Source organism: Streptomyces sp. NPDC047853 (assembly GCF_043204535.1).
In the GTDB taxonomy this organism is placed as follows: domain Bacteria; phylum Actinomycetota; class Actinomycetes; order Streptomycetales; family Streptomycetaceae; genus Streptomyces.
On sequence record NZ_JBIDCI010000003.1, the window covers coordinates 419,336 to 443,787 of the forward strand.

A 24,452-nucleotide genomic window follows, 5' to 3' on the forward strand; every position below is an offset into this window, starting at 1 on the left:
CCTCCGACAGGAGGGGCGAACGACCAGCCGGTGAGGGCTTCCGTGGGGACGGGGCTGCCCTCACCGGCTTCCTCCGTGCACGCCCCGCAACCCGCTCGCACGGGGACCGCACCCACCGCTAGCGTGCCCCGCATGACCACGACCGACGGCACCCCCGACGCGCCCGCAGCCCACCCCCGTTTCGCCGAGGCCCTGCGGGAGCTGGGCCTGGCTGACCTGGCGGCGCGGGCGCGGCGCTTCCCGGAGGCCACCCGCACCGCCGCCGAGGCCGCCGCCGCGATCGGGTGCGAGCTGAGCCAGATCTGCAAGTCGCTCGTCTTCGCCGCCGACGGCGTGCCCGTCCTGGTCCTCATGGACGGCGCCTCCCGCGTCGACCTGGAGCGGGTCCGCGAGGAACTCGGCGCCGACAAGGTCACCCGGGCCAGGGCCGACGTCGTACGGGAGACGACCGGGTACGCGATCGGAGGCGTGCCGCCCTTCGGCCACCGTGAACGGACCCGGGTGCTCGCCGACCGGTCCCTGCTCGCGCACGACGTCGTCTGGGCCGCCGCCGGCACCCCGTACGCCGTCTTCCCGATGGAGCCCGAGGAGCTCGTCGCCACCGCCGGTGCCACCCTCGTGGACGTGCGCGAGCGCACCGGATGACCCCGCTGGTCGCCGGCGCCGTCCTGCTCGCCGCGGTGACGCACGCGAGCTGGAACGCGATCGCCCACCGCATCCCGGACAAGCTGACCGGCTTCGCGCTGATATCCGGCGGCGGGATGCTCATCGGGCTCGCGCTGCTGCCGTTCACGGCGTTCCCGGCGGCCGGGGCGTGGCCGTACCTCCTGGCCTCCGCCGCGATCCACCTCGTGTACTACGCCCTGCTGATGCGCTCCTTCCGGCTGGGCGACTTCGGTCAGGCCTACCCGATCGCCCGCGGCAGCGCGCCGCTGGTGGTCACCGTCCTCGCCGCGGTCTTCGCGGGAGAGGTGCCGGACCGCTGGGCCACCGGCGGCATCCTGCTGTCCTGCGCGGGCCTGACCGGCGTCGCCCTGTGGGGGCTGCGCGGACGGAGGCCCGACTGGGCGGCGATCGGCGCGGCCCTGGCGACCGGGGTGACCATCGCGGCGTACACGGTGGTCGACGGGCTGGGCGTCCGCGCCTCCGGGTCCTCCCTCGGGTACATCGCCTGGCTGATGACGGTGCAGGGCACGGCCCTCCCGGCGTACTTCCTGTACCGCCACCGCACCGGCGCCTGGGCGTTGCTGCGGCCGCAGGCGAGGCTCGGGCTGCTCGGTGCGGGGCTGTCCGTCACCGCGTACGGGCTCGTCCTGTGGGCGCAGACCCGCGCCGAACTCGCCCCGATCGCGGCGCTGCGCGAGTCCTCGATCCTGGTCGGCGCGGCGATCGGGGCCCTCTTCTTCCAGGAGCGGTTCGGCGCGCCCCGGCTCGCGGCGGCGGGGCTCCTCGTCGTCGGGATCGGGCTGATGCTGCACACGTGAGCGACGCGGTGCGGGCGGCGGCGTGGTGCGCCGGGCGGCCGCGAGGAGCACCCTGGAAGCAGGTACTCCGGAGGTGACCCGTCATGATGCACACCGCAGTGGGATGGCATGTCGAGATGGAGTTCATGGAGGACGACCAGCACACGCGGGCCGTCGCGATGGTGCGGCTCCCCGACGGCAGCGAGGTCCGCGCGCACGGCCACGCCAGCCGGCACCGCGTCGACGCCCAGCAGCCGAGGGTAGGTGAGGAGGTGGCGGGGGCACGCGCGTTGAACGAGCTGGCGATGCAGCTGCTCACCAAGGCGCACGAGGAGATCGACGCGGCGTCGGGGCGGACGTCCCACCCGATCCACGTCTGAACCGGCGGCGCCCGAAGGTCTCCCGCGGCGGCGTCCGCCGGGTCAGCCCGCCTCGATCGACGCCCGTACCGCCCGCACCAGTGCCTGGGCCCGCGGGTCGGCCGTCACCGTCTTGCGGAAGCCGTTGGTGACGTAGCCGAAGGCGATGCCCGACTCCGGGTCGGCGAAGCCGAGGGCGCCGCCGCGGCCGGGGTGGCCGAAGGACCCGGGCGACAGGAACGGCGACGCGCTGCCGTGCAGCATGTAGCCGAGGCCGAAACGGGTGGGGACGACGAGGACCCGGTCCGGTCCGGCCGACTCCTCGCGGCGGGCCGCCTCCATGGTGGCCGCGTCGAACAGCCGCACGTTCCGGGTCACGCCGTCGACCTCGCCGATCAGCGCCGCGTAGAAGCGGGCCAGCCCCTCCGCCGTCGCGATGCCGTTGGCCGCGGGGAGGGCGGCGGCCCGGTAGACGGGGTCGTTCTGGTCGGGGAACGGGGTGATCGCGGCGAAGGCGCGGCGGGTGAGGGAGTCCGGGTCCCCGTAGGCCTCGGTGACGGCGCGCTTGGGGCGCAGCCGCGGCCCGCTCCCCGAGGGCTCGGGCTCCTCCAGGCGCCCGACCCGTCCGGCGCGGCCCGCCGCCTCCTCCGCGGCCGGCAGTCCCACCCACAGGTCCAGTCCCAGCGGCCCGGCGATCTCGTCCGCGATCCACTCACCGGCGCCGCGCCCGCCCGTCACCCTGCGGACCAGCTCGTCGAGCAGCCAGCCGTACGTCAGCGCGTGGTAACCGTGGTCGGTGCCGGGCTCCCACACGGGTGCCTGGGCGGCGACGGCCCGCGGGCCCCGCAGCGGGTCGAGGGTCTCCTCGGGGGTGAGCGGGCGGTCCAGGACCGGCAGCCCCGCCCGGTGGTTCAGCACGTGCCGGACCAGCACCCGCTCCTTGCCGTGCGCCTTGAACTCCGGCCAGTACGCGCCCACCGGCGCGTCCAGGTCCAGCTTCCCGCGCCGGTGCAGCAGCAGCGGCACGGCGGCGGCGACGCCCTTCGTCGCCGAGCGCACGAGCTGGGCGGTGCCCCGGCGCCACGGCTCCCGGTCGCCGGCGCCGTCCGCGCCGTCCGCGCCGTCTACGTGTTTGGTGCCACCCCACAGGTCCACGACCTTGCGCCCGTCCCGGTACACGGCGACCGCCGCGCCCCGCTCCCCGAGCGTCGCGAAGTTCCGCGCGAACGCGTCCCGGACCGGCTCGAAACCCCCGGCCACCGTGCCGTGCACGTCCACGCCCACGCCCGCTTCCGCGTCCACTTCCCGGTGTCCCTTCCGATCGCCTGCGACAGTGGGTGCAACCCTCGCCGGGCGCCTGCGATTCCTCACCCGCGCGTCGACACCGACCGCGGGTCGAAGCCGAAGGGCAGCTCCAGGCGGTGGGCGCGCATCAGCGCGTCGTCGGAGAGCAGGTCCGCCGTCGGGCCGTCCGCCGCGATCACGCCGTCGCTGAGGATCAGGGCCCGGGGGCACAGCTCCAGGGCGTAGGGCAGGTCGTGGGTGACCATCAGGACCGTGACGTCCAGGGAGCGCAGGATGTCGGCGAGTTCGCGGCGCGAGGCCGGGTCGAGGTTGGAGGAGGGCTCGTCCAGGACCAGGATCTCCGGCTCCATCGCGAGCACGGTCGCCACCGCCACCCGGCGCCGCTGGCCGAAGGAGAGGTGGTGCGGGGGCCGGTCCTTGAACTCCGCCATGCCGACCAGGCCGAGCGCCCGGTCCACGCGGGCCTCCAGCTCCGCCCCCTTCAGCCCGGCCGCCGCCGGTCCGAACGCCACGTCCTCGCGCACGGTCGGCATGAAGAGCTGGTCGTCCGGGTCCTGGAAGACGATGCCGACCCGGCGCCGGACCTCCGCCATGTTCCGCCGGTCCACGGGCAGCCCGGCGACCGTGACCGTGCCGGTGCCGCCGCTCAGGATGCCGTTGAGGTGGAGCACCAGGGTGGTCTTGCCCGCGCCGTTCGGACCGAGCAGCGCGACCCGCTCACCGCGGGCGACGGAGAAGTCCACGCCGAAGAGGGCCTGGTGCCCGTCGGGGTAGGCGAAGGCGAGGCCGGAGACCTCCAGGGAGGCGGGCACGGTGTCGGTGGCTGCGTTCACAGGGTCCATCCCAGCAGACAGACGACGAGAGCGGCGACGGGCAGGGCCAGCGCGTACGACCACTGCGCCCGGGATGCGGTCACCTCGTCGATCACCGGCATCGAACCGGTGTAGCCGCGGCTGACCATGGCCAGGTGCACGCGCTCGCCGCGCTCGTAGGAGCGGATGAAGAGCGCGCCGGCCGACTTGGCGAGCACTCCCCAGTGCCGTACGCCCCTCGCCTCGAAGCCGCGTGACTCCCGGGCGATCCGCATCCGCCGCATCTCGTCCGCGATGACGTCCCCGTACCGGATCATGAAGGACGCGATCTGCACCAGCAGCGGCGGCAGCCTCAGCCGCTGGAGGCCCAGCAGCAGCTCGCGCAGCTCGGTGGTGGAGGCGAGGAGCACCGAGGCGGCGACGCCCAGGGTGCCCTTGGCCAGGACGTTCCAGGCGCCCCAGAGGCCGTTCACGCTCAGCGGCATGCCGAGCACCTCGATCCGCTCGCCCTCCGCCACGAACGGCATCAGGACCGCGAACGCGACGAACGGCACCTCGATCAGCAGCCGCCTCAGCAGGAAGCCGGCCGGGACGCGCGCCGCGTACGCCACCGCCGCGAGCAGCAGCGCGTACACGGCGAAGGCCCACATCGCCTCGCGCGGCGTCGACACCACGACGATCACGAACGCGAAGACCGCGGCGAGCTTGGTGTGCGGCGGCAGGCCGTGCACGGGGGAGTGTCCGTGCCGGTAGAGCCGGTGTGCTCCCCCGCTGCTGACGCCGTGGGAGGTGCCCCCATCCGCGCCCATGTCAGACCGACGTGTCCGTGTTGGTGTCCGTGTTCGTCGGGGAGGCGTCGTCGCCGCGGCGCCTGCGCACCGACCAGAACACCGCGCTGCCCGCGACGACCGTGACACCGACCCCGATGACGCCCGCGAGACCGCCGGAGACGCGGGCGTTCGTGATGTCCTCGACGCCGTAGTCGGCGAGCGGGGAGTCGGAGTTCGCGTGCTCCTTCGCCTTCTCGTCGATGCCCTTGTCGGCGGCGACCTTCTCCAGCCCGTCCGGGTCGGCGGAGGCGTAGAAGCTGACGATGCCGGCCAGGACCAGCGAGGTGGCCAGGCCGGTGATCCACAGGGTGCGGTGCGAGCGGGCGGGGGCGGGGGCCGGCTCGGCCGCCGGGGCGTCGACGAGTTCGCCGTGCACGCGCAGCTTGAGCCGCTGCGTCAGGCCGCGCGCCCCGTACACCAGGTCCGGGCGCACGGCGATGACCGCGCCGACGGTCAGTGCGGTGATCGCGGCCTCGCCGATGCCGATCAGCACGTGCACGCCGACCATCGCGGTGGCGACCTTGCCGATGGCGATGTCGGTGGTGCCGCCGATCCAGTACAGGAAGGTGAAGGCGAGGGCGGCGGCCGGGACGGAGACGAGGGCGGCGACGAAGGAGGCGACGGTCACCGAGCGGCGGCTCCGGGGCAGGACCTTCACCAGGCCCCGGAAGAGGGCGTAGGCGACGACCGTGGTGACGATCGCCATGTCGGTGATGTTGACGCCGAGCGCGGTCAGGCCGCCGTCGGCGAAGAGGATTCCCTGGAGGAGCAGGACCACGGAGACGCACAGCACCCCCGTGTACGGGCCCACGAGGATCGCGGCGAGGGCTCCGCCGAGCAGGTGCCCGCTGGTGCCGGCGGCTACCGGGAAGTTCAGCATCTGCACCGCGAAGATGAACGCCGCGACCAGCCCCGCCAGCGGAGCCGTCCTTTCGTCCAGCTCCCGTCGGGCGCCCCGCAGGCTGACCGCGATGGCGCCCGCGGCGACGACGCCGGTGACGGCGGAGGTCGGGGCGTCGATGAATCCGTCAGGTACATGCACGAGTCGATGATAGGGACCAGTTGCGAGCCGTTTGCAAGAGCGAGGTAAAGGCTGATCTCACATGTGGTATTCGGCTCGAAAGGCGTGAGACGGGAAATGTGGGACATTGGACAAGGGGTGGACGCACAGCTTTCGCCAAGGTGACGCAGCGCAAGGGGCGATCCGATGTCCGTAGTCGAACAGTACGCACGAGCCCACATCCTGACGGACGCGGATCTGCCGGACGAGGACGACGGCGGAGCGATACCCGTCGTCCTGCGCTACGACCCCGACCACGACCCCCGGTCGGTGTGCGTCGCCCTCCCGGCGCGGGGCGGCGGCCGCGGCTTCCGCGAGTGGACCTTCGACCGGTCGCTGCTGGAGCAGGGCCTGCGCGCGCCCGCCGGGACCGGTGAGGTACGGGTCTGGCCGTGCGGGCGGGTGCAGGCCGTGGTCGAGTTCCACTCCCCGCAGGGCTGCTCGGTGGTCCAGTTCGAGACCAAGGCCCTCATGCGCTTCCTGCGCCGCACCTACACGGCGGTGGCGCAGCCGGTGGCCCACTGAGCCACCGGCCGGGCGCCCTTCCGTACGCGCCGGTCAGCCGGCGTTCTTCAGCAGCGCCGCGACGATCGGGCCCGCGGTGTCGCCGCCGTGGCCGCCCTGCTGGACCACGCCCGCCGCGGCCAGATCGCCCTTGTACGCCGTGAACCAGCCGTTGGGCTTCTTCTGCCCGTCGACCTCGGCGGAGCCGGTCTTCGCCCCGGCGCCACCACCGACTCCCGCCATCGCCTTCGCGGCGGTGCCGTACGCCGCCGTGTAGGACATCAGCTCCCGCAGCTGGGCCAGCGTGCCCGCCGACAGGGTGCGGGAGGCCGTGGCGAGCTTGCGCCCGTCCACCGACGGGGCGACCAGGTACGGCTGGTGGAAGGCCCCGGACTTCACGGTCGCCGCGACGGACGCCATGTTCAGCGGGTTCATCCGCACGCCGCCCTGCCCGATGAGGGAGGCGGCCATCGGGGCGGCGTCCTGCACCGGCACCGCGCCGTCGAAGGTGGGCACGCCCACGGACCAGTTGTTCATGGACAGGCCGAAGACCTCCTTCGCCTGCCGGGTCAGGTCGTCGTTCTCCAGCTCGGGCGCCTGGCTGATGAAGGCGGTGTTGCAGGAGCGGGCGAAGCTCGCCTTGAAGGTGCCGTCCTTGATCTCGAACTTGTCGTCGTTCTGGAACTTCCAGCCGCCGTAGCTGAAGTACTTCGGGCACGGGTGCTTCTTGTCCATCGACGCCAGGTTCTTCTCGATCAGCATCGAGGCGGTGACGACCTTCATCGTGGAGCCGGGGGCGAGCGAGCCCTGGAAGGCGGTGTTGAAGCCGTGGCCGCCGTTGGCGACCGCGAGGATCTCGCCGGTGGAGGCGCGCAGCAGCACCACCGACGCGCGCGCCTTGCCGGCCACCTGCTTCTCGGCGGCGTCCTGGAGGGCCGGGTCCAGGGTCGTCCGCACGGTGCCGGGCGTGCCCTCGCTCAGTTCCAGCAGCGTCTTGTCGGACACCTTCGCCGCCTGGGACTCCTTGCCGCGCACCACGCGCAGTTCGACGCCCGGGGTGCCGCCGGCCTGCTTGCCGTACTTCTCGCGCAGGCCGTCCAGGACGGTGCCGAGCGAGGGGAACCTCGCCGCCGTCAGCTCCGCGCCGTCCCGGTCCAGCGCCTTGACCGGCGGGTCCCCGGACTCCCCGGTGACGAGCCGGTCGCCGTCCCGCAGCTCCGGGTGGACGACGGCGGCGTGCCAGGCCACCCGCGGTTCGCCGTCGCCGGCCCGGCGGACGACGGTCAGCGCGCTGTCGTACGCCAGGGGCTTCGAGGTCTTCTCGTGGGCGACGACGGCCTTCACGGCGAACGGGACCCTGCCGTCGGCCGGAGTGCCCGGGGTGAACGTGACGTCCTTGACGCGGGCGTCCTTGGCATAGCCGGTGAGCAGGGCCTTCGCGGCCTCGGCGTCGTCGGTGGCGGCGGCCGCCGCGGCGATGTCGCCCTTCTGCCAGGCGGTGAGGAACCGCTGGGCCGTCGTGGTGACCTCGGCGGCCGACAGGGGGCCCGACCTGGCCTTGTCCTCGGCCGTGGCGGACTTCGTCCGGGCCGTGTCCTCGCCGGACCCGCCGCCGTACACCGCGTAGGCGCCGAATCCGGCGCCGGCCACGACCACGGCGGCCACCCCGCCGATCACGACGGGTCTGGTCCTGCGCCGCTCACCGGCGGCCCTTCTGCTGCCCACTGCGTCCCGTTCCTCCACGGCTCCGGCTCCCCGGAGTGCCGCGGTGCCCTGTGTGCCTCACGATTCCAACGACGGCGACCACAGTAGGGGCACCCGTCGCGTCCGGTGCGCCTCAGCCCCCCGCCCGCAGCACGTCCGCCACGATCGGGCCGGCCGCGTCACCGCCGTGGCCGCCCTCCTCGGTCATGGCCGCCGCGGCCACGTCGCCCCGGAAGCCGGTGAACCAGCTGTTGGACGTGGTCTGCCCGTCGACCTCCGCCGACCCGGTCTTGGCGCCGATGTCACCGCCGAGCCCGGACATGGCCGCCCGTCCGGTGCCCTGCGTGGCGGTGAGCCGCATCATCTGCTTCAGCTGGGCGGCGGTGCTCTGCGGCAGGCCCTTGGCGGTGGCCAGCCGCCGGTCGTCCAGGTCGGGCGGGACGAGGAAGGGCTGGCGGAACTCGCCGGTGATGGCGGTCGCCGTCACCGAGGCCATGTTCAGGGGGTTCATCTGGACCTGGCCCTGGCCGATGGCGTTGGCCGCGCGGTCCGGGCCGCCGGACGCGGGGACCCGGCCGTCGAAGGAGACGATGCCGGTCTGCCAGTCGTCGCGGCCCAGCCCGAAGCGCTCCTCGGCCTCCGCCGTCAGCGAGGAGTCCGTCAGCGGGTCCTCGTCGACGAGCTTGATGAAGCCCGTGTTGCAGGACCGCATGAAGGTGTCGGCGAGCGAGGCGCCCTCGTCGGCCGGCATACCGGTGAGGTTCTTGAAGGTCTGGCTCTGCCAGGTCGCCGTGGCCGGGCAGGGCGCCGGGCCGTCCATGTCGGTCACGCCGTTGTCGATGAGCATCGCGGCCGTGATGATCTTCATGGTGGAGCCGGGGGCGACGCGTCCCTGGAAGGCCGCGTTGAAGCCGTCCGCGCGGTTGTTCGCCACGGCCAGCACCTCGCCGGTGCTCGGCCGGACGGCGACCACCGAGGACTCGCCGTACCGCTTCACGGCCTTCTCGGCCGCCGCCTGCACGCCCGCGCTGAGCGTCGTCTCCAGCGTGCCGGGCTTCCCCTCGGCCAGGGTCAGCAGCGGGGTGTCCGGCCCCCCGTCGTTACCGTGCCGGATCACCAGCTCGACACCGGGGGTGCCGCCCGCCTTGTCGCCGTACTTCTCGCGGAGCGTGGCGAGGACCGGGCCGAGGGAGGGGTACTTCTTCTCGGTGAGCACGGCACCGTCGCGGCCGACCGCCTGGATCTGCGGGGTCGCCGACTCCTCGGTGACCAGAGTGTCGCTGTCCTTCAGGTCCGGGTGGACGACCGACGGCTGCCAGTCGACCAGCGCGCGTCCGGTGGTCTCCCCGCGGACCACGGTCAGCCGGCTCCTGTACGTCAGCGACTTGCTCTCGCCCTCGTACGACACCTTCGCCTTCACCGTGAACGGCACCTCGGCGCCGGCCGTCGTGCCGGGCGTGATCTCGACGTCGGTGATGTGCGCGTCGGTGCCGTAGGCCGTCAGCAGCGTCCCGGCGACCGCGGCGTTGTTCGTGTGGGACGCGGCCGTCGTCGCGTCCCCCTGCTCCCAGGCCGTGAAGAACTTCTCCGCGGTCTCCTCGACCTCGTCGCCGCTCGGCGGCCCGCTCTTCCTGGTGGTCGCCCCGGCGGCCCCCGTACTCCCGTCGCCGTCCAGCGCCGACACGATGTTGTAGGCGCCGTACCCGGCCCCGCCCACCATCACCGCGAACACGCCGCCTATGACGGCGACCTTGACCCCCCTGCCCATCGGCAGTCCCTCCCCGTTCATCCCCGTAGAGAACTCCCAGGCGCTTTGAACACGTTCAGAAGCGCGTGTGGTGGCACTCTATGTGCGGGGAGTGACCGGCGGTACGGGTGTTTCCGGATGTTGACCGAATGGAGATCCGGCGCCCTCAGACCCAGGTGTCGAGCCACATACGTGACCGCCAGTCCTCCATCGGGATCGCCGTCCCCGTGTAGAGGGGCCAGAAGTAGATGAAGTTCCACGCGATGAGCAGCACCAGCACGCCCGCACCCGTCGCGCCCGCGACCCGCCGGGCGTCGCTGCAGCCGGGGCGGCCGATGACCGCCCCCAGCAGCATCGCCACCGCGAGGCACAGGAAGGGCAGGAAGACGACGGCGTAGAAGAGGAAGATCGTGCGCTCCTGGTACAGGAACCAGGGCAGATAGCCGGCCGCGATGCCGCAGGCGATGGCGCCCGCCCGCCAGTCCCGGCGGAAGACCCAGCGCCACAGCACGTAGAGCAGCGCGAAGCAGCCCACCCACCACAGCAGCGGGGTGCCGAGCGCCAGGACCTCGCGGGCGCACTTCTCGCCCGCGTCCACCGGGCAGCCGTCCGCTCCGGCCGCCGGGGACTCGTAGAAGTAGGAGACCGGGCGGCCCAGGACGATCCAGCTCCACGGGTTCGACTGGTAGGTGTGCGGCGAGGTCAGGTGGGTGTGGAACTCCAGCACCTGCGACTCGTAGTGCCACAGGCTGCGCCACCAGTCCGGGAAGAGCCAGGACCAGGAGCTGTCCTTGCCGTCGGTCGCCGCCCAGTCGCGGTAGTAGCCGCCGCTGCCGTCGGCGGGGGAGAGGATCCAGCCCAGCCAGGACAGCACGTAGGTCACCAGCGCGACCGGCACCGTCGACAGGAACGCCCAGCCCAGGTCGTACCGCAGCACCGCCCGGTAGGGCCGGTGGGCGCCCGCGACCCGGCGGGCGCCGACGTCCCACAGCACGGCCATCACGCAGAAGGCCGCCATGACGTACAGGCCGTTCCACTTGGTGGCCGCGGCCAGGCCCAGCATCAGACCGGCCGCCAGCCGCCAGGGCCGCCACCCGAAGCGGAAGGTCTCGGCGAGGTCCGCGTCCGGCCGGACCCGGCCGTCGTCGTCGACGGGCAGCGCGGCGGCCAGTCTGCGCCGGGAGCGGTCCCGGTCGGCGAGCAGGCAGCCGAAGGCGGCCAGCACGAAGAACATCAGCACGCTGTCCAGCAGCGCCGTGCGGCTCATCACGAAGTGCAGCCCGTCCACCGCCATCAGCGCGCCCGCCAGGCAGCCCAGGAAGGTGGAGCGGAACAGCCGGCGCCCGATCCGGCACAGCAGCAGCACCGACAGCGTGCCGAGCAGCGCCGTCATGAAGCGCCAGCCGAACGGGTCGAAACCGAACAGCAGCTCGCCCAGCCCGATGACGTACTTGCCGACCGGTGGATGCACGACGTACGCCGCGTCCGTCGGGATCGGGACGCCACCGCCGGAGTTCAGGATCAGGTCGTTGGCGTTCTTGTCCCAGTTGACCTCGAAACCGCGGTGGATCAGCGCCCAGGCGTCCTTCGCGTAGTACGTCTCGTCGAATATCACCGCCTTCGGGCTGCCCAGGTTCCAGAACCGCAGCACCCCCGCCAGCAGCGCCACCAGCAGCGGCCCGCCCCACGCCGACCAGCGCACGAGCCGGTCGGCGCGCACCTTGGACAGGCCGAGGAAGACCCACAGGCGCTCACCGGGGCGCGTGTACGGGGGCACCAGCCGGTCGCGGACGTCGTCGGACGCGGGCCCCGCCGTGTAGCCGAAGCGGCGCAGCCGCTGCTGCCAGGTGGGCCGCTCGTCGAGCGGGGCCTGCTCCTGCCGGGTGTCCGTGGAGGACGCGGTACTGGTCACCGCGCCATCGTAGGGAACCGCGCTGTGCACGTCCCGCGCATGCCCCGGACCGGCCGGGCCGCGTCCCCGTCCGCCCCCGGGAAGGCATCCGTCCGCTCCTGGGAGGATGGGGGCGTGACTGGAACCCTTGTACTGGCGGGCACCCCCATCGGCGACGTCCGGGACGCGCCGCCCCGGCTCGCCGAGGAACTGGCCGGCGCGGACGTCGTCGCCGCCGAGGACACCCGGCGGCTGCGCCGCCTCACCCAGGCGCTCGGCGTCACGCCCCGGGGGCGCGTCGTGTCCTACTTCGAGGGCAACGAGTCCGCCCGGACGCCCGAGCTGGTGGAGGAGCTGGCGGGCGGCGCGCGGGTGCTGCTGGTGACCGACGCCGGGATGCCCTCCGTCTCCGACCCCGGCTACCGGCTGGTCGCCGCCGCCGTCGAGCGGGACGTGCGGGTCACCGCGGTGCCCGGCCCGTCCGCCGTGCTCACCGCCCTCGCCCTGTCCGGGCTGCCGGTGGACCGGTTCTGCTTCGAGGGCTTCCTGCCGCGCAAGGCGGGCGAGCGGCTGACCCGGCTGCGCGAGGTGGCCGGGGAGCGCCGGACCCTCGTGTACTTCGAGTCCCCGCACCGCGTCGACGACACCCTCGCCGCCATGGCCGAGGTCTTCGGCGCCGACCGGCGGGCCGCCGTCTGCCGGGAGCTGACCAAGACCTACGAGGAGGTCAGGCGCGGCGGGCTCGGCGAGTTGGCGGCCTGGGCCGCCGAGGGGGTGCGCGGCGAGATCACCGTCGTCGTCGAGGGCGCGCCGGACCAGGGACCACAGGAGATCGGCCCCGAGGAACTGGTGCGCAGGGTGCGGGTGCGCGAGGAGGCGGGCGAGCGGCGCAAGGAGGCCATCGCCGCGGTCGCCGCACAGGTGGGCGTGCCCAAGCGGGAGGTCTTCGACGCGGTGGTGGCGGCGAAGAACACCGGCGGGCAGGGGGCGTGATCCGGCCGCTCTTGACTCGTCCCTGACCTTTCGGGCCCTTGCGCCAAGGGCGGCCCAAATCGGCTCAAACACTCGGCAGATCCGGTGCTTTTCCACCGGTGGAGGAGTCCACTGGAAGAAGGGCCGACGAAGCGGCCGGTGAACCGAGGGAGCCGGGATGAGCATGAGTGAGAGTGCGGCGCGGTCCGGACCGCACGCCGGTGCCACCGCCGTCGTCCACGAGTCGTACTCCTTCGCCTGCATGCGCTGCGGGCACGGCTGGGAGCAGTCGTTCGAGATAGGGCACCACCGGGACGCGGACGGCGGCGAGTACGTGCTGTACGTCGCGGACGGCCGCGTCGTGCCCTCCCCGCTGACCCGCCCGACCTGCGCCAACTGCGACAGCCACGTCGTACGGATCATGCGGCCGGGGCGGGTCGCGTCGGTGCGCGGCACCCTGTCCGGCGACCACCGGGTGGAGCCGGCCGGCCTCCCGGGAGCGCCCGAGCGGCCGGGGCCCGGAGCGCCGGGGCTCGAGCCCGGGCATGGGCACCGGCACCTCACCGACCTCCTGCACGCCCTCCACCTCCACCGCAGGGCCGGCTGACCCCCGCCGCGCCTTCCGTAGGATCGGGGCATGCCTTCGAACGCCCCGGCCGACAAGAACGCGGCCCCGCCGCTCCCCGAACCGCTCCGCGTCCCGGTCGCCGACTCGCACACCCACCTCGACATGCAGTCGGGCACGGTGGCGGAGGGCCTCGCCAAGGCCGCCTCCGTCGGCGTCACCACGGTCGTCCAGGTCGGCTGCGACCTCGCCGGCTCCCGCTGGGCGGCCGAGACGGCCGCCGCGTACGAGGCCGTGCACGCCACCGTCGCCCTGCACCCCAACGAGGCGCCGCGGATCGTGCACGGTGATCCCGACGGCTGGTCCCGGCAGGGGGCGCGTCGGCCCGGCGGGGACGCCGCGCTCGACGAGGCCCTCGCCGAGATCGACCGGCTGGCCGCGCTGGACCAGGTCAAGGGCGTCGGCGAGACGGGACTGGACCACTTCCGCACCGGGCCCGAGGGCAAGGCCGCCCAGGAGCGGTCCTTCCGCGCCCACATCGAGATCGCCAAGCGCCACGGCAAGGCCCTGGTCATCCACGACCGCGACGCGCACGCCGACGTCCTGCGCGTCCTCAAGGAGGAGGGCGCCCCCGAGCGGACCGTCTTCCACTGCTACTCCGGCGACGCCGAGATGGCCGAAATCTGCGCCGGCGCCGGCTACTACATGTCCTTCGCCGGGAACGTCACCTTCAAGAACGCCCAGAACCTGCGCGACGCCCTCGCCGTCGCGCCGCCCGAGCTGATCCTGGTGGAGACCGACGCGCCGTTCCTGACGCCGGTGCCCTACCGGGGCCGGCCGAACGCCCCCTACCTGGTGCCGGTCACGGTGCGCGCCATGGCCGCGGTGCGGGGCGTCGACGAGGACACGCTGGCGACGGCCCTCGCGGCGAACACGGCCCGCGCCTTCGGCTACTGAGCGCTACTGAGCGCCACCGAGGGCTCCTGGATGTCCACCGACGCCGTACGACACGCCGTACGTTCGCCACGCTGAGTAGCCGCGCCGCTTTGGAGAGTGACGGGCGCTCCGCTAGGTTCTGGGGGCCCGATCCGGACCCTGGAGCGTGTCGGCGTGAGCAGAACCCAGCCCGAGACCCACGAGTCGCCCGCGCCGTACGACGTGCACAGCGCGCCGACCCTGGCGTACGGGGAGACCTACCGGCCCGCCCGCCGGGCTGCCGGGGCGGTGCTGCCCCGGCAGGGCGCCGCGAAGGCACCGGCCCCGGTGGCGGCCGACGGCAGGGCGGCACGCCGCCGCCGGGCCCGGGAGGCCGCGCGCGGGGACGGCTCCCTGCGCCGGCTGGTGCCGCGGGCCCTGGTCGTGGCGTTCCTCGCGGGCGGCACCACCGCCTTCGTCGCCAAGGACAAGGCGGTCGAGCTGACCGTCGACGGCACACCGCGCACCCTGCACACCTTCGCCGACGACGTGACCGGACTGCTCGCCGAGGAGGGCGTCCAGGTCGGCGCCCACGACGTGATCGTGCCCGCGCCGGGCACCCCGCTGACCAGCGGCGAGGACGTCACCGTCCGGTACGGACGGCCCGTGCTGCTCACCCTCGACGGCCACCGGCGCCAGCTGTGGACGACCGCGGAGACGGTGCAGGGGGCGCTGCGCGGACTCGGTGTACGCACCGAGGGCGCGTACCTGTCAGCCCCCGCCTCCCGGCGCATCGGACGCGAGGGCCTCGCGCTGGACGTGCGGACCGAGCGGGTGGTGACGGTGCTGGCGGACGGCCGGGCCCGCACCGTCCGCACCAACGCCGCGACCGTGCGCGAGGCCGTCGAGGAGGCCGGGGTGACGCTGCGCGGGCAGGACACGACGTCCGTCCCGGCGACCGGCTTCCCCCGCGACGGGCAGACCGTCACGGTGCTGCGCATCACCGGCTCGCAGGAGGTCCGCGAGGACCCGGTCCCCTTCGCCGTACGACGGACCGAGGACCCCTCGCTCCAGCGGGGCACGGAGGTCGTCGAGCAGGCGGGCACACCCGGCCTGCGGCGGACCACGTACGCCCTGCGCACCGTCAACGGCGTCCGGGAGAAGCCCCGGCGGCTGCGCACCGAGGTGGTGCGCGAACCCCGTCCGCGGATCGTGCGGGTCGGCACCCGCCCCCGGCCCGAGTCCGTGCGGGGCGCCGACCACCTGCACTGGCAGGCGCTGGCCGCGTGCGAGTCGGGCGGGCGGCCGGACGCCGTGGACCCCTCGGGCACCTACGGGGGGCTCTACCAGCTCGACACCCCCACCTGGCACAGCGTCGGCGGCGAGGGCCGCCCCCAGGACGCGGCGCCCGCCGAGCAGACGTACCGGGCGAAGAAGCTGTACGCGCGCAGCGGCTCCGCCCCCTGGCCGCACTGCGGCGCACGACTGGAGGGGTGACGGGCGCCCGACCGGCCGCCCGGGCGGTCACCCGGCCGCCCCCGGCTACCCTTGCGGGGTGAGCAGCCCCACCCCCGACGCCCTTCTCGGGCCCGCCGACGTCCGCGAACTCGCGGCGGCGCTCGGCGTGCGCCCCACCAAGCAGCGCGGTCAGAACTTCGTCATCGACGCCAACACGGTCCGTCGTATCGTCCGCACCGCCGACGTACGCCCCGACGACGTGGTGGTCGAGGTGGGACCGGGTCTCGGCTCGCTCACCCTGGCCCTGCTGGAGGCCGCCGACCGGGTCACCGCCGTCGAGATCGACGACGTCCTCGCCGGCGCCCTCCCCGCCACCGTCGCCGCCCGGATGCCGGAGCGCGCCGACCGGTTCGCGCTCGTCCACTCCGACGCGATGCAGGTGACCGCGCTGCCGGGCCCCGCCCCGACCGCGCTGGTCGCCAACCTGCCGTACAACGTGGCCGTGCCCGTCCTCCTGCACATGCTGGAGACCTTCCCCAGCATCGAGCGCACCCTCGTCATGGTGCAGGCCGAGGTCGCCGACCGGCTCGCCGCCGGACCCGGCAACAAGGTGTACGGCGTGCCCTCCGTGAAGGCCAACTGGTACGCCGACGTGAAGCGGGCCGGCTCCATCGGCCGCACCGTCTTCTGGCCCGCGCCCAACGTGGACAGCGGGCTGGTGTCGCTCGTCCGGCGCAGTGAGCCGCTGAAGACCACCGCGTCCCGGCGCGAGGTCTTCGCCGTCGTCGACGCCGCGTTCGCCCAGCGCCGCAAGACCCTGCGGGCCGCCCTCGCCGGGTGGGCGGGATCGGCCGCCGCCGCCGAGGCCGCGCTCGTCGCCGCGGGCGTGTCGCCGCAGGCGCGCGGGGAGGCGCTGACCGTGGAAGAGTTCGCGCGTATCGCCGAACACAAGGAGTGACGAGCAAGTGAGCGTGACGGTCCGCGTCCCCGCCAAGGTCAACGTCCAGCTCGCGGTCGGCGGCGTGCGCCCCGACGGCTTCCACGACCTGGCCAACGTCTTCCTCGCCGTCTCGCTGTACGACGAGGTCACCGCGGCCCCCTCGCCGGAGGGCCTGCGCGTCACCTGTGAGGGGCCGGACGCCGACCAGGTCCCGCTGGATGGCACCAACCTCGCCGCCCGCGCCGCGCTCGCCCTCGCCGAGCGGTACGGCCGCCGCCCCGACGTGCACCTGCACATCGCCAAGGACATCCCCGTCGCCGGCGGCATGGCGGGCGGCAGCGCGGACTGCGCCGGCGCGCTGGTCGCCTGCGACGCCCTGTGGGGCACCGGCGCGTCCCGCGACGAACTGCTCGCGATCTGCGCCGAGCTGGGCAGCGACGTGCCGTTCAGCCTGGTCGGCGGGGCCGCGCTCGGCACCGGGCGGGGCGAGAAGCTGACCGGTCTCGAGGTCGGGGGCGACTTCCACTGGGTCTTCGCGGTGGCCGCCAAGGGCCTGTCCACCCCGGCCGTGTTCCGCGAGTTCGACCGGCTGGGCGAGGGGCTGGAGATCCTCGAGCCGGCCGCCGACCAGGCCGTGCTGGACGCGCTCGCCAAGGGCGACCCCGCCGCGCTCGCCGTCGCCGTCTCCAACGACCTCCAGCCCGCCGCCCTCTCCCTCTTCCCGCAGCTGTCCGACACCCTCGCGGCCGGGCGGGCGGCGGGGGCGCTGGCCGCGCTGGTCTCGGGCTCGGGGCCGACCACGGCCTTCCTCGCCACCGACGCCCGTTCGGCGTCCGACATCGCCGGGGTGCTGCGGGCCTCCGGGACCTGCCGCGACGTGCGCACCGCCTGCGGGCCGGCCCCCGGGGCGACCGTGCGGGACTGAGTCCCGGTCCGGCCGGACTACCCTGGAGGGTCGATCGTCCCCCAGGCAGGAGAGAAATGGCCGTCAACCTGGTCAATGTCGAGAACGTCAGCAAGGTGTACGGCACCCGTGCCCTGCTCGACGGGGTCTCCCTCGGCGTCTCCGAAGGGGACCGCATCGGCGTCGTCGGCCGCAACGGCGACGGCAAGACCACGCTGATCCGGATGCTCGCCAAGCTGGAGGATCCGGACACCGGCCGCGTCACCCAGTCCGGCGGGTTGCGGCTCGGCGTCCTCACCCAGCACGACTCCCTCGACCCCGCGGCGACCGTCCGCCACGAGGTCATCGGCGACCTCGCCGACCACGAGTGGGCGGGCAACGCCAAGATCCGCGACGTGCTGACGGGCCTCTTCGGCGGCCTGGACATGCCGGGTTTCCCGCAGGGCCTGGACACCGTCATCGGACCGCTCTCCGGCGGCGAGCGGCGCCGGATCGCGCTGGCCAAGCTGCTCATCGACGAACAGGACCTCATCGTCCTCGACGAACCCACCAACCACCTCGACGTCGAGGGCATCGCCTGGCTCGCCCAGCACCTGCGCACCCGCCGCTCGGCCCTCGTCTGCGTCACCCACGACCGCTGGTTCCTCGACCAGGTCTGCACCCGCATGTGGGACGTGCAGCGCGGTGACGTGTACGAGTACGAGGGCGGCTACTCCGACTACGTCTTCGCCCGTGCCGAGCGCGAGCGGATCGCCGCCACCGAGGAGACCAAGCGGCAGAACCTGGTCCGCAAGGAGCTGGCCTGGCTGCGGCGCGGCGCTCCCGCCCGCACCTCCAAGCCCCGCTTCCGCGTCGAGGCCGCCAACGAGCTGATCGCCGACGTGCCGCCGCCCCGGGACAGCAGCGAGCTGATGAAGTTCGCCTCCTCCCGGCTCGGCAAAACCGTGTTCGACCTGGAGGACGTGACCGTCCAGGCCGGCCCCAAGGTGCTGCTCAAGCACGTCACCTGGCAGCTCGGCCCCGGCGACCGCATCGGCCTGGTCGGGGTCAACGGCGCGGGCAAGACCTCCCTGCTGCGGGACCTCGCGAACGCCGCGTACAGCGACGGGGAGCAGCAGCCCGCGGGGGGACGCGTCAAGGTCGGCAGGACCGTCAAGCTGGCCTACCTGTCCCAGGAGGTCGCCGAACTCGACCCCACCTGGCGGGTGCTGGAGGCCGTGCAGCGCGTCCGCGAGCGCGTCGACCTCGGCAAGGGCCGCGAGATGACCGCCGGACAGCTCTGCGAGACCTTCGGCTTCGGCAAGGAGAAGCAGTGGACGCCGGTCGGCGACCTCTCCGGCGGTGAGCGCCGCCGGCTCCAGCTGCTGCGGCTCCTCATGGACGAGCCCAACGTCCTCTTCCTCGACGAGCCCACCAACGACCTCGACATCGAGACCCTGACCCAGCTGGAGGACGTGCTCGACGGCTGGCCCGGCTCGATGATCGTCATCTCCCACGACCGGTTCTTCGTCGAGCGCACCACCGACCGGGTCTTCGCCCTGCTCGGCGACGGCGCGCTCAGGATGCTGCCGCGCGGCATCGACGAGTACCTGGAGCGGCGCCGGCGGATGGAGGAGGCGGCCGCCGCCTCCGCCCCCGTGGCCGCGGTGAGGCCGGCCGAGGAGGCGCCCGAGAAGAGCGCCGCCGACGTGCGCGCCGCCAAGAAGGAGCTCCAGAAGATCGAGCGGCAGCTGGACAAGGTCTCCGAGAAGGAGGCCACGCTGCACACGCGGATCGCCGAGAACGCAACGGATTTCGCGAAGGTGGCCGAACTCGACGCCGAGCTGCGCGGACTGGCCGGGCAGCGCGAGGAGCTGGAGATGCGCTGGCTGGAACTGGCCGAGGACGCCTGACGGGGGCAGCGCCCGGGTGCACCCGGGGGCGTGCGTGGCGTGAAGAGGGCGTGAAGGCGCGTAACAGAGGCATCACGGGCCGGTTCTCCCTTGGGTACAGGGGCGGACGCGGCCCGGTGTGCTGTCCGGCCCGGGTGATAGAAAGGCCGTCCGAGAACTGTCTGAATGACTGCCGTCGAACGACTCCGAGGCCAGCGCGTACCCCGGGGACGTGGCCAGAAATCAGTGAGTAATAAGGGGGAACGCGCTGATGAGCCAGCCGCCGAACCAGCCGCCGCAGGGCGGCTTCGGAGCACCGCAGGATCCACCGCCGGGAGGCTTCGGGGCACCGACCCCGCCGCCCCCGCAGGGCCCGCCCCCGACGCCGCCGCCCCCGCAGGGCCCGCCGTCCGGACCGCCGCCGCAGCCGGGGTACGGCTACCCGCAGCAGCCGGGGCAGCCCGGCCCGTACGGACAGCCGGGACCGTACAACTCCGGCCCGTACGCACCGCCCCAGCAGCCGGGGCCGTACGGCGCGCAGCCCGGCTACGGGTACCCGCAGCCGCAGTTCCCGGGCGCGCCCGGCACCCCGCCGCCCGGCGGTTCCGGATCGCGCAACCCGTTCAAGGGCAAGCCGGCCCTGGTGGTGGGCGCCGCGGTCGCGGCCCTGCTCGTCATCGGCGGCAGCGTGTGGGCGGTCACCGCGAGCGGCGGCGACGACAAGGACAAGAAGCCCGTCGCCGGCAAGAGCGACGACCCGAAGCCCTCCGGCTCCGGCGGCGCCCCGGTCAACCCCGGTGACGGCAGCGGCGACGGCGGCGAGGACCCCGACAACCTCAACGAGGGCCGCCAGGCGGGCGAGTCGAAGGTGCTCTGGTACAAGGAGGCGCCCGACGCCCCCGGTTCCGGCGCCGACGCCCCCGGCATGTGGGTCACCGACAAGACGGCCGTGAAAGCCGCGTACAAGCAGCTCTTCGCGTACGACGTCGGCGACGGCAAGCCCTCCTGGGACCCGGTCGCCTTCCCGGAGAAGATCTGCGCGGTCACCCCGGAGAAGACGGCCGACGACAAGATCGTCGTCGCCTACATGAGCGGCTCCAGCGACCGCGCCAAGTGCAACAAGCTCCAGGAGATCGACCTCGCCACCGGTGCGAAGGGCTGGAGCGAGGAGGTCCCCGACGGCGAGCTGTTCGACTCCACGCTCTCCGTCGAGCTGAACCTCAGCGGCAACATCCTCATGGTCGGCCGCTCCCAGTCCGGCACCGCCTACGACGTCACCAGCGGCAAGAAGCTGTACGACAAGAAGCGGTACGGCGACGCCTGCTTCCCGGCCGGCTTCGCGGGCAGCGCCACCAAGCTCGTCCAGGTCGCCTCCTGCGGCGCCGGCGGCAACAACGCGCACGACGAGATCCAGGGCCTCGACCCGAAGACCGGCAAGGTCCAGTGGACCTACAAGTACGAGAAGGGCTGGCGGGTCGCCCGCGCCTACTCCGTCGACCCGCTCGTGATGTACGCCACCAACGAGGAGAAGAAGGTCTGGAACATCTCCACCTTCACCTCCGGCGGCAAGGTCCTGCAACAGGTCGGCGTCGACGAGGACTTCGCCCCCGAGTGCGGCTGGGCCATCCTCGAACGCGACCTCCAGGGCTGCGCGGGCGTCGCCGTCGCCGCGGGCACCCTCTACCTGCCGACCGAGGCGACCACCGGCGCCAACGAGATCGTCGCGATCAACCTCACCACCGGCAAGGAGAAGTGGCGCGTCAAGTCCCCCGCGGAGGAGACGATGACGCCGATCAAGGTCGAGGGCGACCGGCTCATCGCCTACGTCCAGCCGTCCTACGACGCGGGCGGCCGGGTCGTGTCCATCGCCACCGGCGGCGGCAGCCACGAGCCGACCGAGCTGCTCAGGAACCCGCAGGGCGTCGCGGACATCGAGAGCAGCTTCTACTCCAAGGACATCGACTGGGTCGACGGGCGGTTCTACCTCTCCAGCACCCGTCTGACCGGGAACGACGACGCCAAGGAGAAGTTGATGCTCGCCTTCGGCAAGTGACTCCTCCCGCCCGTTCCGTCCCCTCCCGAGGACCCGTCCGTCCGGGCCCGCGCCGCCGGCCCGGACGGCTCTCCCCGCCGTCTCCGCTCCCCGAGGTACTCACGCCATGACCCAGCCGCCGCCCCCGCCGCCCCACCAGCCCCCGCAGGGGGGAGGCTTCGGCCCCCCGCAGGACCAGCCGCCGCAGCCGCCGACCCCGCCGTCGGGCGGTGCGCCGAATCTCGGCAAGACGCCGGAACCGGGCTACGGCTACCCGCAGACCCCGCCGGCCGCCCCGCAGACTCCTCCGTCGGCGCCGCAGACCCCGCCGGTGCCGCCCCAGACGCCGGTGGGCCCGCCGCAGCCGCAGCCCGGGTACGGGTACCCGCAGGCCCCGCCGCAGCCCCAGCCCGGGTACGGCTACCCCGGCCAGCAGCCCGGCCCGTACGGGCAGCCGCAGCAGCCGGGACCCTACGGGCAGCCGACCCCGCCGTACGGGCAGCCGGGGCAGCCCGTTCACCCCGGCCAGCCCGGCTACGGCTATCCGCAGGCGACCGTGCCGATGCAGGCCCAGGCGGGCAGGCCGGGCGGCGGTGGGAAGATCAACGCACAGCTGGCGATCATCGTGGCGGCGGTCGTCGCGATCGCACTGATCATCGGCGGCGGTGTCTGGTACGCCGGTTCCTCCGGTGACAGCGGCAAGGACGACACCGCCGGCTCCAGCGGCGGCACCGGTGGCAAGGGCGGCACGGACGGCAAGGGCGGCGAGGGCGCGCCCTCCGGCAGCGAGGAGAAGGTGCCGTCCGACCCCGCGTCCAAGGTGCTCTTCCAGGTGCCCGCGCCCGCGGTGAGCAAGGACGACAACAGCGTCGTCGTCTCCGGCTCGTGGCTCACCGACCAGGTGTACGCCAAGAGCGGCATCGCGGAGGTCGTCGGCTACGACCCCGCCAAGGGCAGCAAGAAGTGGACGATCAAGCTGGCCGGGCCCGTGTGCACGGCCACCAAGCACGTCACCGACGACAACAAGACGGTCATCGTCCACCAGCCCGCGATGCCGACCAAGGCGGAGCCCTCGCACGGCTGCACCCAGGTCGCGGTCATCGACCTGGACGCGGGCAAGAAGGTGTGGACGAAGACCGCGGGCGACCAGCCGATCTCCTTCGACAACGTCACGATCAGCGGCGACACCGTCGCGGCCGGCAGCAGCGAGGGCGGCGTCGCCTTCGACGTGGCCAAGGGCGAGGTCCGCTGGTCCCCGAAGGCGACCGACACCTGCCAGGACATGGGGTACGCGGGCGGCGAGAAGCTGGTCGCGGTGCGCCGCTGCGGGTCGTACGACGCCCGGCAGCTCAACATCCAGACCATCGACCCGAAGTCCGGCAAGGTGATCTCCGAGTACAAGATGGCCAAGGGCATCGAGTACGCGGGCGTCGTGTCGACGAACCCGCTGGTCGTGGCCGCCGACGTGGCGGACTCCGCCGGTGACGGCAGCGGCATCTCGGACCTGTTCTCCATCGACAACAAGACCGGGAAGCTGCTGAACCGCATCTCGGTGCCGGGCGACGAGTTCGGGGCCGAGTGCGACATCATCACCAAGGTCGAGGAGTGCACCGGCCTCGCGGTCGGCAACGGACGGCTCTACATCCCGACCGAGGAGCACGAGGGCAGCGGCGAGTCCTACAGCCGGACCAACGAGGTCGTCGCCTTCGACCTCGCCACGGGCAAGCAGACCGGGCAGCGCGCGGACGCCGGCGAGGACTACACGATCACCCCGCTGCGCATGGACGGCAACAACGTGATCGCCTACAAGCGCCCGCCCTACGACAAGGGCGGCCAGATCGTCAGCATCGACGGCGGGACCTTCAAGCAGACCACGCTGCTGGAGAACCCGGCGACGGAGACGGTCCGGGACGTCGAGGCGAGCATGCTGCCGGAGTACTCCGAGTACCTCTACTCGCAGGGGCGCCTGTACATGGCGCAGACGTACGCCAGCGAGCCGACCAGCGCGGACGAGAAGGAGTACCTCGCGATCGGGTTCGGCACCAGCGGCTGAGACGCGCCGCTGCGGCTTCCTGCGGCCCCGTCCCTGTTCAGGGGCGGGGCCTCTCCCGTGGGGGCGCGCGCCGGCGGGGCGTGGCGCCGACGGGTCGGTGATCCGGGGCGGTTATCACCGGTAGGGCAGCGCGACGTCGAGCCAGCGTGTAGCTTCCGGGGCAGGCCGGGTGACTGGGGGGTTGCTCCATGGGAGTGAGGCTCATGGTGGTCGACGACCACCGACTGCTCGCCGAGGCGCTGGCCTCGGCGCTGAAGCTGCGGGGGCACCGGGTGCTCGCCGCGGCGGCGCCGGCCGCCGGGGCGGCTGAGCTGGTGATCAGCCGGGCGCCGGAGGTGTGCCTGCTGGGGACGGCGACGCCGGCCGAGCCGGGGATCTTCGATCCGGTGGTGCGGATCAAGCGGGAGCGTCCTCAGGTGGCGGTGCTGGTGCTGGGCCCGGTGCCGAACCCCCGCGGGATCGCGGCGGCGTTCGCGGCGGGGGCCTCGGGGTACGTCCGGCACGACGAGCGGATAGAGGGCGTCGAGCGGTCGATCATGAAGGCGCGGGCCGGGGAGGCGGCGGTGGCGCCGTCGTTGTTGCAGGGCGCCTTCGGCGAGCTGCTGAATCCCGCGGCGCAGCCCGACGACGAGGGGCAGCGGCTGCTGCAGATGCTGACGCCGAGGGAGGTGGAGGTGCTGGTGCGGGTCGCCGACGGCGAGGACACGCGGCTGATCGCGGCGGGGATGGGGATCGCGCCGTCCACGGCCCGGACGCATGTGCAGCGGGTGCTGATGAAGCTGGGGGTGGGGTCGCGGCTGGAGGCGGCGGCGCTGGCGGCTCGGACGGGGTTGCTGGAGCGGGCGGGGGCCTCCGGCGGTTGAGCGGGGGCCTGCGGCGGCCTGTACGGGCTCGGTGGGGGTGCGGCGGCCTGTGCGGGTTCGGTGGGGGTGCGCGGGTGCGGTGCGCGGGTGGGGGGTCGGGGGCGGGCCCGGGGGGGGGCGGCCGCGGGACCGCGCGGGAACGGTGGCGTTGAAAGGGGGGGGGGGTTTTCGCGCCCACCCCGGCGGGCGGGCACCCCCCCACCC

At 73.5% G+C, this 24,452-nt stretch carries 21 protein-coding genes; 14 read left to right on the forward strand and 7 right to left on the reverse strand.

What is annotated here, in order from left to right; genetic code table 11:
- The first annotated feature begins 132 nt into the window (after positions 1-132).
- From ACGF5T_RS08815 to ACGF5T_RS08825, 3 genes are all read left to right on the forward strand, one after another.
- A complete protein-coding gene (locus ACGF5T_RS08815; RefSeq protein WP_356608964.1) occupies positions 133-645 on the forward strand; it encodes a YbaK/EbsC family protein in 513 nt (170 codons plus the stop codon).
- Positions 642-1,484: a DMT family transporter gene (locus ACGF5T_RS08820; protein WP_356608962.1), complete on the forward strand. Its 843-nt coding sequence runs from the start codon at positions 642-644 to the stop codon at positions 1,482-1,484. The genes ACGF5T_RS08815 and ACGF5T_RS08820 overlap by 4 nt, the downstream gene beginning before the upstream one ends.
- Positions 1,485-1,567: 83 nt before the next feature.
- Positions 1,568-1,843, forward strand: a complete 276-nt coding sequence (locus ACGF5T_RS08825; RefSeq protein WP_356608960.1) for a DUF1876 domain-containing protein — start codon at positions 1,568-1,570, stop codon at positions 1,841-1,843.
- A gap of 42 nt (positions 1,844-1,885) precedes the next feature.
- Here the strand turns inward: ACGF5T_RS08825 and ACGF5T_RS08830 are convergent, their stop codons facing one another.
- From ACGF5T_RS08830 to ACGF5T_RS08845, 4 genes are all read right to left on the reverse strand, one after another.
- Positions 1,886-3,100, reverse strand: a complete 1,215-nt coding sequence (locus ACGF5T_RS08830; RefSeq protein WP_366766817.1) for a serine hydrolase domain-containing protein — start codon at positions 3,098-3,100, stop codon at positions 1,886-1,888.
- 89 nt (positions 3,101-3,189) lie between these two features.
- On the reverse strand, positions 3,190-3,969 hold the full coding sequence (locus tag ACGF5T_RS08835) for an ABC transporter ATP-binding protein (protein WP_356608958.1): 780 nt from the start codon (positions 3,967-3,969) through the stop codon (positions 3,190-3,192).
- On the reverse strand, positions 3,957-4,748 hold the full coding sequence (cbiQ, locus tag ACGF5T_RS08840) for a cobalt ECF transporter T component CbiQ (RefSeq protein WP_366766793.1): 792 nt from the start codon (positions 4,746-4,748) through the stop codon (positions 3,957-3,959). The genes ACGF5T_RS08835 and cbiQ overlap by 13 nt, the downstream gene beginning before the upstream one ends.
- Position 4,749: 1 nt before the next feature.
- Entirely contained in the window at positions 4,750-5,811 is a 1,062-nt protein-coding gene (locus ACGF5T_RS08845) for an energy-coupling factor ABC transporter permease (RefSeq protein WP_366766792.1), read from the reverse strand.
- A 165-nt stretch (positions 5,812-5,976) separates the two neighbouring features.
- Between ACGF5T_RS08845 and ACGF5T_RS08850 the strand changes: the two genes are divergently transcribed.
- Entirely contained in the window at positions 5,977-6,354 is a 378-nt protein-coding gene (locus tag ACGF5T_RS08850; protein ID WP_356608952.1) for an SsgA family sporulation/cell division regulator, read from the forward strand.
- 33 nt (positions 6,355-6,387) lie between these two features.
- On the opposite strand, the gene ACGF5T_RS08855 is transcribed toward ACGF5T_RS08850, so the two are convergent.
- The 3 genes from ACGF5T_RS08855 to ACGF5T_RS08865 all read right to left on the reverse strand — a co-directional run bounded on the left by ACGF5T_RS08855 (position 6,388) and on the right by ACGF5T_RS08865 (position 11,696).
- Positions 6,388-8,058: a penicillin-binding transpeptidase domain-containing protein gene (locus tag ACGF5T_RS08855; protein ID WP_356608950.1), complete on the reverse strand. Its 1,671-nt coding sequence runs from the start codon at positions 8,056-8,058 to the stop codon at positions 6,388-6,390.
- Between the two features lie 112 nt (positions 8,059-8,170).
- Entirely contained in the window at positions 8,171-9,805 is a 1,635-nt protein-coding gene (locus tag ACGF5T_RS08860; RefSeq protein WP_356608948.1) for a penicillin-binding transpeptidase domain-containing protein, read from the reverse strand.
- Positions 9,806-9,950: 145 nt separating this feature from the next.
- Positions 9,951-11,696: a phospholipid carrier-dependent glycosyltransferase gene (locus ACGF5T_RS08865; RefSeq protein ID WP_366766791.1), complete on the reverse strand. Its 1,746-nt coding sequence runs from the start codon at positions 11,694-11,696 to the stop codon at positions 9,951-9,953.
- Between the two features lie 114 nt (positions 11,697-11,810).
- Between ACGF5T_RS08865 and rsmI the strand changes: the two genes are divergently transcribed.
- The 10 genes from rsmI to ACGF5T_RS08915 all read left to right on the forward strand — a co-directional run bounded on the left by rsmI (position 11,811) and on the right by ACGF5T_RS08915 (position 24,248).
- Positions 11,811-12,668, forward strand: coding sequence for a 16S rRNA (cytidine(1402)-2'-O)-methyltransferase (gene rsmI / locus ACGF5T_RS08870; RefSeq protein ID WP_356608944.1), 858 nt, complete (start codon positions 11,811-11,813; stop codon positions 12,666-12,668).
- A gap of 157 nt (positions 12,669-12,825) precedes the next feature.
- On the forward strand, positions 12,826-13,254 hold the full coding sequence (locus ACGF5T_RS08875; RefSeq protein ID WP_356608942.1) for a hypothetical protein: 429 nt from the start codon (positions 12,826-12,828) through the stop codon (positions 13,252-13,254).
- A 30-nt stretch (positions 13,255-13,284) separates the two neighbouring features.
- Positions 13,285-14,169 (forward strand): TatD family hydrolase, encoded by an 885-nt coding sequence (locus ACGF5T_RS08880; RefSeq protein WP_356608940.1) that lies wholly within the window; start codon positions 13,285-13,287, stop codon positions 14,167-14,169.
- Positions 14,170-14,322: 153 nt separating this feature from the next.
- Positions 14,323-15,624, forward strand: a complete 1,302-nt coding sequence (locus ACGF5T_RS08885) for a ubiquitin-like domain-containing protein (protein WP_366766790.1) — start codon at positions 14,323-14,325, stop codon at positions 15,622-15,624.
- A 58-nt stretch (positions 15,625-15,682) separates the two neighbouring features.
- Positions 15,683-16,543 carry a 16S rRNA (adenine(1518)-N(6)/adenine(1519)-N(6))-dimethyltransferase RsmA gene (rsmA, locus tag ACGF5T_RS08890; protein ID WP_361013794.1) on the forward strand — a complete coding sequence of 287 codons (861 nt, stop codon included), beginning with the start codon at positions 15,683-15,685 and terminating at the stop codon, positions 16,541-16,543.
- A 7-nt stretch (positions 16,544-16,550) separates the two neighbouring features.
- The gene (locus ACGF5T_RS08895; protein WP_366766789.1) at positions 16,551-17,450 is read left to right on the forward strand and encodes a 4-(cytidine 5'-diphospho)-2-C-methyl-D-erythritol kinase; all 900 of its coding nucleotides are present in this window, start codon (positions 16,551-16,553) and stop codon (positions 17,448-17,450) included.
- 56 nt (positions 17,451-17,506) lie between these two features.
- Positions 17,507-19,321 (forward strand): ABC-F family ATP-binding cassette domain-containing protein, encoded by a 1,815-nt coding sequence (locus ACGF5T_RS08900; RefSeq protein WP_361013788.1) that lies wholly within the window; start codon positions 17,507-17,509, stop codon positions 19,319-19,321.
- Between the two features lie 250 nt (positions 19,322-19,571).
- On the forward strand, positions 19,572-21,353 hold the full coding sequence (locus ACGF5T_RS08905) for a PQQ-binding-like beta-propeller repeat protein (protein WP_356608930.1): 1,782 nt from the start codon (positions 19,572-19,574) through the stop codon (positions 21,351-21,353).
- 106 nt (positions 21,354-21,459) lie between these two features.
- On the forward strand, positions 21,460-23,385 hold the full coding sequence (locus ACGF5T_RS08910) for a PQQ-binding-like beta-propeller repeat protein (RefSeq protein WP_356608928.1): 1,926 nt from the start codon (positions 21,460-21,462) through the stop codon (positions 23,383-23,385).
- A gap of 188 nt (positions 23,386-23,573) precedes the next feature.
- The gene (locus tag ACGF5T_RS08915) at positions 23,574-24,248 is read left to right on the forward strand and encodes a LuxR C-terminal-related transcriptional regulator (protein ID WP_356608926.1); all 675 of its coding nucleotides are present in this window, start codon (positions 23,574-23,576) and stop codon (positions 24,246-24,248) included.
- The last annotated feature ends 204 nt before the right edge of the window (positions 24,249-24,452 follow it).